The sequence below is a fragment of the Actinosynnema sp. NPDC004786 genome (assembly GCF_053601135.1).
On the sequence record NZ_JBSGBG010000010.1, the window covers coordinates 70,194 to 81,530 of the forward strand.

General features: G+C 74.6%; 11 protein-coding genes. 7 read left to right on the plus strand and 4 right to left on the minus strand.

Annotation, left to right across the window (positions count from 1 at the left end):
- Nucleotide 1 precedes the first annotated feature (1 nt).
- The 5 genes from ACWEFJ_RS11025 (at nt 2) to ACWEFJ_RS11045 (ending at nt 3,680) form a co-directional block, all read left to right on the plus strand.
- Nucleotides 2–211, plus strand: coding sequence for an MbtH family protein (locus tag ACWEFJ_RS11025; RefSeq protein WP_378090228.1), 210 nt, complete (start codon nt 2–4; stop codon nt 209–211).
- Nucleotides 211–1,179 carry a TauD/TfdA family dioxygenase gene (locus ACWEFJ_RS11030; protein WP_449713644.1) on the plus strand — a complete coding sequence of 323 codons (969 nt, stop codon included), beginning with the start codon at nt 211–213 and terminating at the stop codon, nt 1,177–1,179. Before ACWEFJ_RS11025 ends, ACWEFJ_RS11030 begins: the two co-directional genes overlap by 1 nt.
- Nucleotides 1,180–1,194: 15 nt before the next feature.
- Entirely contained in the window at nt 1,195–2,388 is a 1,194-nt protein-coding gene (locus ACWEFJ_RS11035; RefSeq protein ID WP_449713645.1) for an NAD(P)/FAD-dependent oxidoreductase, read from the plus strand.
- Nucleotides 2,389–2,443: 55 nt separating this feature from the next.
- Nucleotides 2,444–3,229, plus strand: coding sequence for a phytanoyl-CoA dioxygenase family protein (locus tag ACWEFJ_RS11040; protein WP_449713646.1), 786 nt, complete (start codon nt 2,444–2,446; stop codon nt 3,227–3,229).
- Between the two features lie 79 nt (nt 3,230–3,308).
- The gene (locus ACWEFJ_RS11045) at nt 3,309–3,680 is read left to right on the plus strand and encodes an STAS domain-containing protein (RefSeq protein WP_449713647.1); all 372 of its coding nucleotides are present in this window, start codon (nt 3,309–3,311) and stop codon (nt 3,678–3,680) included.
- 68 nt (nt 3,681–3,748) lie between these two features.
- Here the strand turns inward: ACWEFJ_RS11045 and ACWEFJ_RS11050 are convergent, their stop codons facing one another.
- Nucleotides 3,749–4,642, minus strand: coding sequence for a LysR family transcriptional regulator (locus ACWEFJ_RS11050; protein WP_449713648.1), 894 nt, complete (start codon nt 4,640–4,642; stop codon nt 3,749–3,751).
- A 75-nt stretch (nt 4,643–4,717) separates the two neighbouring features.
- Between ACWEFJ_RS11050 and ACWEFJ_RS11055 the strand changes: the two genes are divergently transcribed.
- Nucleotides 4,718–5,764, plus strand: a complete 1,047-nt coding sequence (locus ACWEFJ_RS11055) for an alpha/beta fold hydrolase (RefSeq protein WP_449713649.1) — start codon at nt 4,718–4,720, stop codon at nt 5,762–5,764.
- Between the two features lie 19 nt (nt 5,765–5,783).
- Here ACWEFJ_RS11055 and ACWEFJ_RS11060 read toward each other — a convergent pair whose 3' ends face one another.
- Nucleotides 5,784–6,878: a glycosyltransferase family 4 protein gene (locus ACWEFJ_RS11060; RefSeq protein ID WP_449713737.1), complete on the minus strand. Its 1,095-nt coding sequence runs from the start codon at nt 6,876–6,878 to the stop codon at nt 5,784–5,786.
- Complete coding sequence (locus tag ACWEFJ_RS11065; RefSeq protein WP_449713650.1) at nt 6,875–9,028, minus strand: amylo-alpha-1,6-glucosidase; 2,154 nt, start codon at nt 9,026–9,028, stop codon at nt 6,875–6,877. The genes ACWEFJ_RS11060 and ACWEFJ_RS11065 overlap by 4 nt, the downstream gene beginning before the upstream one ends.
- A 156-nt stretch (nt 9,029–9,184) precedes the next feature.
- On the opposite strand from ACWEFJ_RS11065, the gene ACWEFJ_RS11070 reads away from it, so the two are divergent.
- Nucleotides 9,185–10,237 carry a glucose 1-dehydrogenase gene (locus tag ACWEFJ_RS11070; RefSeq protein WP_449713651.1) on the plus strand — a complete coding sequence of 351 codons (1,053 nt, stop codon included), beginning with the start codon at nt 9,185–9,187 and terminating at the stop codon, nt 10,235–10,237.
- 128 nt (nt 10,238–10,365) lie between these two features.
- Here the strand turns inward: ACWEFJ_RS11070 and bla are convergent, their stop codons facing one another.
- Nucleotides 10,366–11,310: a class A beta-lactamase gene (gene bla / locus ACWEFJ_RS11075; protein ID WP_449713652.1), complete on the minus strand. Its 945-nt coding sequence runs from the start codon at nt 11,308–11,310 to the stop codon at nt 10,366–10,368.
- Nucleotides 11,311–11,337 lie beyond the last annotated feature (27 nt).

An 11,337-nucleotide genomic window follows, 5' to 3' on the forward strand; every position in this document is an offset into this window, starting at 1 on the left:
GATGTCCAACCCGTTCGACAGCGACGACCGGCCGTTCTACGTCCTGGTCAACGACGAGGGCCAGCACTCGCTGTGGCCCACCTTCGCCGAGGTGCCGGCGGGGTGGACCGTCGTGTTCGGCGAGGCCGACAAGCAGGCGTGCCTGGACTACGTCGAGACGCACTGGACCGACATGCGGCCCAAGAGCCTGATCGAAGCGATGGAGCGGTAGTGGGCGCGGGAGCCGCGGCAGCCGACCACGAGTTCCGGCTGGCCGACGCCGACGCCCGCGACGTGGCGCGGGTCGCGGACCGGGTGACGGCCGGCGGCCCCGCCGTGGACGACCGGGCGTGGGTCGCGCGGGCCAGGGACGCCTGGGACGACCTGCCCGCCGGGCTGCGGCGTCGGCTCCGCGGCTTCCGCCGCGACTCCGGCGCGGCCGGGGCGCTGGTGGTGCGCGGCCTCCCGGTGGGCGCGCCGCCGGACACGCCGTCGGCCGGCGACTCGGTCCAGCGGCACGCGAGCACACCGGCCGCGGTCCTGGTCATGGCGGCGTGCGGGCTCGGCGACCCGGTCGCGTTCGCGCCGGAGAAGTCCGGGGCGCTCGTGCAGGACGTCGTGCCGGTGCCGGGCCGGGAGGAGGTGCAGGGCAACGCGGGCTCGGTCGAGCTGACGATGCACAGCGAGAACGCGTTCCACGAGCACCGCCCCGACTTCGTCGCGCTGCTGTGCCTGCGACCCGACCACGAGCGGGTCGCGTGCCTGCGCGTCGCCTCGGTCCGGGAGGCGCTGCCGCGCCTGTCCGCGGCCGCCCGCGACGCGTTGGCCCGGCCCGACTTCCACACCGCGCCGCCGCCGTCGTTCGGCACGGGCGGCGCGGCGCGGCGGCACGCCGTGCTGACCGGGGATCCCGCCGACCCCGACCTGAGGGTGGACTTCGCCGCCACCACCGGCCTGACCGCGTCGGGCCGCGACGCCCTGGGCGAGCTGGCGGACGCCCTCGCGTCCACCGCCCGCGACCTGCGGTTGCTGGCCGGTGACCTGGCCGTCGTGGACAACCGCGTCGCCGTGCACGGGCGCACCGCGTTCCGGCCCCGCTACGACGGCCGCGACCGGTGGCTGCAACGCACCTTCGCCGTCGCCGACCTGCGGCGGTCCCGAGTCGCGCGCCCGCGCGACGGGTACGTGCTGTCCGCCTGAGGGGGAGGGTCTTCCGTGTACGACCTCATCGTGATCGGCGGGCGCTGCGCGGGCGCGTCGACCGCGCTGCTCGCCGCCCGCGCCGGACGCCGCGTCCTGGTGCTCGACCGCGCCCGGATGCCCGCCGACACCGTGTCCACGCACCTCGTGCACCAGCCCGGCGTCGCGCTCCTCGCCCGGTGGGGCGTCCTGGACGCGGCGCTGGCCGGCGGCTGCCCGCCGATCGTGGAGAGCGGCTACCACGTCGCCGACGTGCACCTGCGTGGCGCGTCACGACCGAGCGACGGGCAGCAGGCCGCGTACGCGCCCCGCCGCACCGTGCTCGACGCGGCCCTGGCCGACGCCGCGGTCGCGGCCGGCGCCGAGTTCCGAGACCAGGCCACCGCCGTCGCCCTGCTGTCCGACGACGACGGCGTGCGCGGCGTGCGGTACCGGACGGCCGACGGCCGGGTGCACGAGGCGCGTGGCCGGCTCGTCGTCGGCGCGGACGGCATGCGGTCCGCGGTCGCGCGCTTCACCGGCGCGCCGACGGTGGTCGAGGACCCCACGCTGACCTGCGTCTACTACGCGTACTGGCGGGGCCTGCCCCCGCGGTTCGAGCTGTTCGAGGCGGCCGGCCGGTTCGCCGGGACGGTGCCGACCGACGACGGCCTGTCGGTGGTGTCGGTGTACTTCCCGCAGGCCGAGTTCGAAGCCGTCCGCCGCGACGCGCGCCGGACCTACGCCGAGAACGTCGCCCGGCTGGTGCCCGCGCTGCGCGACGCGACCGCCGACGACGACCGGTTCGGCAAGCTCTACGCCGTCGGCGACCAGCGCAACTTCGTCCGCCAAGGCCACGGGCCGGGCTGGGTGCTGCTCGGCGACGCCTGGCACCACAAGGACTCCATCACCGCGCGGGGCATCACCGACGCGTTCCGGCAGGCGGACCTGTTCGCCGCACGGGTCGTGCCGCACCTGGACGACCCGACGGCGCTGCGGGACGCCCTCGCCGCCTACGACGTCGAGCGCCGCGACCAGGTGTTGGAGTCCTACCGCAACACCCTGTCCGTCGCCCGCCTCGACGTGCAGGACGAGCGGATCAGGCTGCTGCGGTTCATCGAACGCGACCCGCGCCTGGTGGAGGGCTACTTCTCGGTCGTGTCCGGCGTGCTCCCGGTCGGGGAGCTGTACTCGCCGGACCTGCTGTCCGGGGCCGCGCGGGACGGCTGAACCGCTCCCGGCACGGGGGCCGGGCGACCGGAATCGGGAAACAGGGGAGGAACGGATGACCGGGACGGAACCGGACGACATCGGCACGCGCTACCACCGCGACGGGTGGGTCGTCCTGGACGAGGGTATCGGCGAGGACACCGTGCGCGACCTGCGCGCGTCGGTGGACCGCATCAGCGCGATGGTCCGCGACGAGGTGGTGCACGAGGAGGACGGCCGCGCGGTCCGGGCCCTGCACGGCTGCCACCGGTTCGACGACGTGTGCGCGGCGCTGGTCCGCCACCCGCGGCTCGTGGACCTGGCCGAGGCGCTGGTCGGCGAGCGCGTCTACGTCTACCAGTTCAAGATCAACGTGAAGAACCCGCAGGTCGGGCGGCAGTGGCCGTGGCACCAGGACTTCGCGTTCTGGTCCGTCGAGGACGGCATGCCCGCGCCGGACGCGGTCAACGTCGCGATCAACCTGGACGACGTGCACGAGGGCAACGGCCCGCTGACCGTGCTGTCCGGGTCGCACCGGCTCGGCGTCGTGCGGCCGGCCGGCGCGGCGGAGCCGGTGGCGGGCGGCGACTGGCGCGGGCACGTGTCGGCCGACCTCACGCACGGCGTGCCGGGGGAGCTGGCGGCCGACCTGGCCCGCCACCACGCCCCGGCGCGCCTGCTGGGACCGGCCGGGACGATCTCGGCGTTCCACCCGAACGTCGTGCACTCGTCCTCGGACAACCGGTCCGAGGACCGGCGGACCGTGGTGTTCGTCACGTACAACTCCGTCCGCAACACGCCACGCCACGTGACCAGGCCGGAGTTTCTGGTGGACCGCGACACGACCCCGGTCGGGCGGTGAGCCCGCGGTCCGATGTGGACCGCGGTGTTGCGGCCGACCAGCGGCTGTGCCCGCGCGGGTCGTGGGTCATCATGTCGCCGTGACTCATGCCGACTCGCCCACACCCGGGCTCACCACAGAACCGCACGGCAAGGCCGTGGTCGTCCGCGTGACCGGGGACATCGACATGTCCAACAGCGACACCCTGCGCGAACACTGCCTGGAGCTGCTCGACGCCGGGACGACCGCCCTGGTGCTCGACTTCTCCGGCGTCTCGTTCTTCGCCTCGTCGGGCATCGCCGCCCTCGGCCACATCCGCACCCACAACGCCGAGCTGGGCCGCCGCCCCGTCCACGTCGTGGCGAGCCGCCAGGTCCGCCGCTCGCTGGAGCTGGTCGCGCTGGACAAGCTGCTGCCGTTGCACGACGCGCTGGAGGACGCGCTCGCCGCCGTCGAGGCCGACGCCTCCTAGGCAGCCGGACCGGGGCCGGACCGGGTGGCCGGACCCGGTCCGGTCCGGCCACCGTCAGCGCGCCACCGTCAGCGCGCCCGCGTCAGGTCTCGGGCGAGGGCGGTGAAGTTGGCCGCGGCCGGGGAACGGCCCCGCACCGGCAGCGCGATCGCCAGGTCCACCAGCCGGACCGCCGGCCGCAACGCCAGGAACGCGACGTCCGGCCGGGGCTGCGCGGCCGACGAGCCGGGCACGATGCTCACCCCGCACCCGGCCGCGACCAGCCCGACGATGGTCGGCATCTGCACCGCCTCCTGCGCCACCCGCGGGGTGAAGCCGCCGCGCCGGCACAGGGCCGTGATCTCGTCGTGCAGGCCCGGCCCGAGGTGGCGCGGGAACAGCACGAACGGCTCGCCGGCCAGGGAGCGCACGTCCACCCGCCGCCGACCGGCCAGCCGGTGGTCGTTCGGCACCACCGCCACCAGCGGCTCCCGCGACACCGGCACCAGCTCCAGGTCGTCGGCCGGACCGGGCAGCGGCGGGCGCAGCAGGCCGACGTCCAGCTCCGCCGTGCGCAACCGCTCCACCTGCGACATCGTCGGCAGCACGGTGAACGACAGGGCGACCGCCGGGTACCGCGCCCGGAACGCCCGGATGATCATCGGCAACGGGTGCAGCACCGACGAGCCCACCATGCCGATCGCCAGCGAACCCTCCTCGCCCCGGCCCGCCGCCCGCGCCCGGCGCGTCGCGGCGTCCACCGTGGACAACGCGGTCCGCGCGTCCGCGACGAACGCCTCGCCCGCCCCCGTGATCCGCACGTTGCGGGTGTCGCGGTCGAACAGCACTACCCCCAGTTCGGCCTCCAACGCCTTCAGGGCCTGGCTCAACTGCGGCTGCCCGACGCCCAGCGCGGCGGCGGCCCGGCCGAAGTGCAGGTGGTCGGCGACCGCGACGGCCGCGCGCAGGTGCTTGAGTTCCATGTCCGTCCCGAATCAATGGCCGCTGATCCAGTGCACAATCAGATCAGGCGGCCCGTCCGGCGGCACCCTGGCCACATGCTGAAGACGATCCTCACGCTCGCCCTGGCCGCGTCGGTCACCCACGCGCCGCCCTCCGGGCAGGTGGTGCGCAAGGACCGGAAGGTGCGCGGCGAGGCGGGCGACCTCGCCGTCCGGGAGGTGCGGCTCGACCGGGGCGCACGCGGCCGGCCGGTCCTGCTCCTGCACGGCGCGCGCGTGCCCGGCGTCGCGTCGTTCGACCTGCCCGTGCCGGGCGGCTCGCTGGCGGCGGACCTCGCGCGCCGGGGCTTCCGGGTGTTCATCCTCGACGCGCGGGGCTACGGCGGGTCCGACCGGCCGCCCGCGCTCGACGCGCCGCCGTCCGCCAACCCGCCCGCCGTCACCGGCGACGAGGTGGTGCGGGACATCGCGTCGGTGGTCGACCGGCTGCGCGCGACGACCCGCCACGACCGCGTCGACCTCGTCGGCTGGGCGACCGGCGGGCACTGGGCGGGCTGGTACGCGAGCGAGCACCCGGACCGGGTCGAGCACCTGGTCCTCTACAACAGCCTCTACGGCGCGGTCGACGGCCACCCGACCCTGGGGCGCGGCTCGGACCTCGAGGACCCGGACCGGCCGGGCCACTTCGACGACGCGCGGCACGGCGCGTACCGGATCGCGACCGGGCCGGGCCTGCTCGCCGGCTGGGACGCGAGCATCCCGTGGGACGACAAGGACCGGTGGCGCGACCCCCGCGTGGCGGCGGCGTACGTCGAGCACGCATTGGCGAGCGACCCGACCTCGGCCGACCGCGAGCCGCCGGGCTTCCGCGCGCCGACCGGCGCGCTGAAGGACAGCTTCCGGCTCGCGATCGGCGAACGGCTGTGGGACGCGCGCCGGATCACCGCCCGGACCCTGGTCGTGCGGGCCGAGCACGACTTCTGGTCACGTGCGGAGGACGTGCCGACGCTGGTCGCGGACCTGGGCCGGGCGCAGGACGTGCGGGCGGTCCGCCTGGCCGGCGCCACCCACTGGGCACACCTCGACCGCCCCGCCCACGGCCGCGACCGACTGCTCCGCGAACTGACCACCTGGCTCTCGTGAGTCGAACGCGGGGGGTGGGTCAGGCTCCGCGTTCGGACGCGAGCCACGCGTGCCGTGCGGCGGGCAGGCTGACGGCGACCTCCCGCGCCTCGGCGACCACCTCGTAGTAGACGTTCTCGTACCGGGCCGCCATCAGCTCGACGTCGAACCGGCCCGACGCCTCGGCGCGGCACCGGTCGGGCGACAGCTCCTCCACCCGGCGCAGGGCGTCGACCATCGCCGCGTCGTCGTCGCACACGAACCCGGTCTCGCCGTGCGCGACCACCTCCGGCACGGACCCGCGCCGCGACGCCACGACCGGCGTGCCGCACGCCATGGCCTCCACCATCACCAGGCCGAACGGCTCGTCCCACCGGATCGGGAACAGCAGGCACCGGGCGGCAGTCAGCAGCTCCAGCTTCCCGTCCCGGTCGACCTCGCCGAGCCACTCGACGTCCGGGCCGAGCAGCGGCTCGACCTCCCGGTGGAAGTAGTCGTGCTCCTCCGGCTCACGGCACTTCGCCGCGATCCGCAACCGCACCCCGGCCGCGCGCGCGGCGAGGATCGCCTCCGGGATCCCCTTGTACGGCGCGGCCCGCCCCAGGAACAACGCGAAGTCGTCCTTCTCCCGCCGGAACGGGAACCGGTCGACGGGGACCGCGTTGTGCACGGTGCCGGCCCAGTCCAGGTCGGCCGCCTGCGCGCGCTGCGCGTCCGACACGGCCACCAGCCGCACGCTGCCGTTGAGGTTCCGGTAGTAGCGACCCGTCTCACCGGTCACCGGCCGGTGCGCGGTCACCACGGTCGGCTCCGGGCGGCCGCGGGCCAGCAGCGGTCCCGCCAGGCTGTGGTCGTGCACCACGTCCACGTCCAGCTCGGCCAGGATCGCGGGCAACGCGGTCGCGTGCACGACCTCCGGCAGGCTCTCGCCCATCCGCTCCGGCTCGGGCGGGACCGCCGTCGTCCGGAAGTCGGCCGCCGTGCCGTTGCGGCCCACGCCGACGAGGACCACGTGGTTGCCCCGCGCCACCAACCGGTCCACCAGGTCGGCGCACATGGCCTCGATGCCGCCGTAACCCGCCGGCGGCAACTCGAACCACGGCGGTGCGATCATCGCGATGCGCAACGGTTTCACCGCCATCGACCTCCGTTCAGCTCGGGGTGCGGCGCGACCGGGGCCCGGATCAGCTCGACGTCGTCGGGCAGACCGGTGATCCGCACGTCGTCCCCGTCGATCTCCAACGACACCCGGACGCCCATCATCGGCACGCCGTCGAGGGCGAGCGGCTCGAACGCCTCGGGCAGCACCGGCGCCAACCACACCTTGCGGTGCGGCGCGTACGGCTCGATCCGCAGCAGCACGCGCAGCAGGTGCACCGGCGTGGCCGACGCCCACGCCTGCGGCGAGCACGACGTGGGGTAGGGGATCGGGTCCGGGTACTCGGCCCGGTCGAACCCGCACAGCAACTCGGGCAGCCGGCCGCCGAACGCCTCGGCCGCGTCCAGGACCGCGGTGGCGACCCGCCGCGCGTGCTCCACGAATCCGTAACGCATGAGCCCGTGCACGACGAGCGCGTTGTCGTGCGGCCACACCGATCCGTTGTGGTAGCTCATCGGGTTGTACGCGCCCATGGCCGCGGACAGCGTCCGCACGCCCCACCCGGTGAACATGTCGGGACCCAGCAACGCGTCCGCGACCCGTTCCGCCTTGTCGTCGGCCACGATGCCGCTCCACAGGCAGTGGCCGATGTTCGAGGTGAGCGCGTCCACCGGCCTCTTGTCGCCGTCCAGGGCGATCGCGTAGTGGCCGCGGTCGGGCAGCCAGAAGCTCTCGTCGAACCGCGCCCTGAGCCGCGCCGCGCGCTCACGCCAGTACCGCGCGCCCTCGCGGTCCCCGAAGTCCTCGCACAGGCACGACCGCGCCAGGTAGGCGGCGTGCACGTACCCCTGCACCTCGCACAACGCGATCGGGCCCTCCGCGATCCGGCCGTCGGCGAAGTTCACCCCGTCCCACGAGTCCTTCCAGCCCTGGTTGACCAGGCCGCGCGGGGTCGCCCGCCGGTACTCCACGAACCCGTCGCCGTCCCGGTCGCCGTACTCGTCGATCCACGCCAGCGCGCGGTCGACGTGCGGGATCATCGCCGCCACCTGGTCGCGGTCGATGCCCCACCGCGTCAACTCGCCCAGCAGCACCACGAACAACGGGGTGGCGTCCGCGGTGCCGTAGTAGACGTTGCCGCCGCCCAGCGCCAGCGACGCGTCCGGGCCGAACCGCATCTCGTGCAGGATCCGCCCCGGCTCCTCCTCGCTGTCCGGGTCGACCCGCGTGCCCTGGTGGTGGGCCAGCGTCCGGACCGTGCCGAGCGCCAGGTTCGGGTCGATGGGCAGCGACATCAGCGAGGCCAGGATGGAGTCGCGGCCGAACAACGTCATGAACCACGGCGCGCCGGCCGCCACTGCGGTGTCGGACGGCCGGTCCGGGTCGAAGATCCGCAGCGCCCCCAGGTCCTGCCGGCTGCGCTGGAGCGTCGCGGCCAGCGACGGCTTGCCCGTGTACCGCAGCACCGGGGCCTCCCGGCGCCACCGGCGGGCGCGCACCACCGGCACGGACTCCTCGATCGGGCGCTCGCGCGGGAACATCGACTCCGTCGCGTGGCCGTCCCGCACCGGCTCCACCGTCACGCGGGTCGACCACGCTTCCTTCGGCGGGATGACGATCCGGAACGTGAGCGCGCACGGCGAGTAGTCCGCGCCGTCGGCCCGGACCCGCACGCCCTGGTTCCGGCCGTCCCACCACCGGGTGATGCGCAACTCCTCCGGCTCCACGTCGCACTCCTGCCGCCCGCGCTGGCGGACCCGGCCCTCCTTGACCTCGAACAGGTCGGCGAAGTCCGCCTCGACGTGCACCGTGACGACGTGCGCGACGGCCTCTCGGCCGAAGTTGCGCAGCGTGATGTCCTCGCGCATGCCCTCGCCCACGTACCGCTCGCGGCGCACGAGCAGGGTGCTCTCGGCGTCGTGGGACCGGGACCGGCCGCGCCCGACGAACGTCATCCGGAACGGGTCGCGGGTGACGGTGGTGATGTGCTCGACGCTCCCGCCGTCCACCCGCAGCGACCACCCGGACACGATCCTGGTGTCCTGGAAGAACACGCCCTGCGCGGCGGCCCCGTCGATGTTGCCGTCACTGCCGCAGACGCAGAACGACGTTCCGTGGACCAGGGTCACGGTTTCGGGCGACAACGCGACGGGCGCGCCGTCGTAGGCCCAACCACCCTCGGTCATCGCGGCCTCCTCCGCCGGGTGTCGCTGCCGCCGTTCGGGTCCACCACGGGTGCCACCGGCCCCGGTCGGCAAACAACACCCATCCCACCGGGGGACGTCGGCCTCGCGGCGGCCCACGGCGTGCATGTCCCTTGTGGACACGGGTAGTCCCGGGCCATGCGCGCTCTCACGCTCGACCCCAGGGAAGCCGGTTCGCTGCGGGTCGCCGACCTGCCCGAGCCCGAGCCCCGGGAGGGCGAGCTGCTCGTGGAAGGGCTGGCCGTCGGCGTGTGCGGCACCGACAAGGAGATCGCCGACGGCGAGTACGGCTGGGCGCCGCCCGGACGGGATCGGCTGGTACTGGGCCACGAATCGCTCGGCCGGGTGAAATCCGCCCCCGGGCCGAGTGGTTTCTCCCCGGGAGACCTCGTGGTGGGGGTCGTGCGCCGACCCGATCCGGTGCCCTGCGGCGCGTGCGCGCACGGCGAGTTCGACAACTGCCGCAACGGCCGGTACACCGAGCGCGGCATCAAGGAGCTGGACGGGTACGCGGCCGAGCTGTGGTGCGTGGAAGCCGCCTACGCGGTGGCGCTGGACCCCCGGTTGGAACGGGTCGGCGTGCTGCTGGAACCGGCCTCCGTGGTCGCCAAGGCGTGGGAGCAGGTCCGCCGGATCGGGGAGCGCGCGTGGTACGAGCCGGAGCGCGTGCTGGTGACCGGTGCCGGGCCGATCGGGCTGCTGGCCGCGATGATGGGCGCGCAGCAGGGCTTGGACGTGCACGTGCTCGACCGGGTGGACGGAGGCCCCAAACCGCTGCTGGCGCGGCGGCTGGGCGCGACCTACCACCACCGCGACGCCGAGGAGGTAGCGGCCGAGCTGCGGCCCGACGTGGTGATCGAGGCGACCGGCGTGGGCAGCGTCGTCTTCGGCGCGATCCGCCACACCGCGCCGTTCGGCGTCGTCTGCCTGACCGGCCTCTCCTCGGGCGACCTGGCCGTGGAGGTCGACGTCGCCGGCGCGAACCGGGCGATGGTGCTGGAGAACGACGTGGTGGTCGGCTCGGTGAACGCCAACCTTCGCCACTACCGACAGGCCGCCGACGCCCTGGCGAAGGCCGACCCGGACTGGCTCGACGGCCTGATCACCCGCCGCGTGCCGCTGGAGCGGTTCGCCGACGCGTTCACGCCCCGGCCGGACGACGTCAAGGTCGCCATCACGATGACCGGGTGACCTCGGACGAGTGGTGCCGCGGCGTTGGTCGGCTGTCGCCCGGGATCGCCCGGCTTGGCCGGTGGCCGACGCGCGGGTCGCGCGGCGTGGCGGTGGCCCGCTGTGGACGCCGCCCGGCGTGGCGTGGCTCAGGCGAGGGCCGCCACGGCGTAGGCGGCGGCTTCGGCGAGCAGCGCCTGGTCGTAACCGGCGTCCGCGGTGGCCTTGCTGGACATGGCCGCGATCACCAGCGGCGCGGCGTCCGGCGGCCACACCACCGCGATGTCGTTGACCGTGCCGTAGTCGCCGGTCCCGGTCTTGTCGGCCACCCTCCACCCCCGCGGGACACCGGCCCTGACCCGTCGCGTGCCGGCCTGGGTGGCGTTGCGCTCCAGCAGGTCGCGCAGGAAGTCGCGCTTCTCCGGCGGCAACGCGTCCCCGAGCACGATCCGCCGGTAGTCCGAGCCGATCGCCCGGGGCGAGGTCGTGTCGCGGGGGTCGTCGGGGACGGCCGAGGTGAGGTGCGGCTCGACCCGGTCCGCCCTCGTGACGGTGTCTCCGAGCGTGCGCGTGTACGCCGTCAGCCCCTCCGGACCGCCGAGTTCGCGGAGCAGCAGGTTGCCCGCCGTGCCGTCGCTGTGGCGCACCGCCGCGTCGCACACCTGGCGGATCGTCATGCCCGTGCCCACGTGCTGCCGGGTGATCACGGAACTCTTCATCAGGTCGCCCTCGGCGTAGGTGACGACCGTGTCCAGGTAGGACAGGGGATTGCGGTGCAGCACCGCTGCCGCCGCGAGCCCCTTGAACGTCGAGCAGAACGCGAACCGCTCGTCGGCACGGTGCGCGATCGTCGCGCCGGTGCCCGTGGCCACCGCGTACAACCCGAGCCGTGCGTCGTACTTCCGCTCCAGCTCCACCAGCGCCTCGTGCCGCTCCACCGCGGCAGAGGTCGTCGTCGGAGTCGTGGGAGTCGTCGGGGGAGCGGATTCGGGGGAGCGCGCGGACGGTGCCGACTCCGGGGCGCAGCCCGCCAGGGGCAGCAGTGCCGCCGCTCCCAGGAACGCGCGGCGGCTGATCGACCGGTGTGACGTCAAGATCTTCCCCTCCCGTTGGTCCTGTCG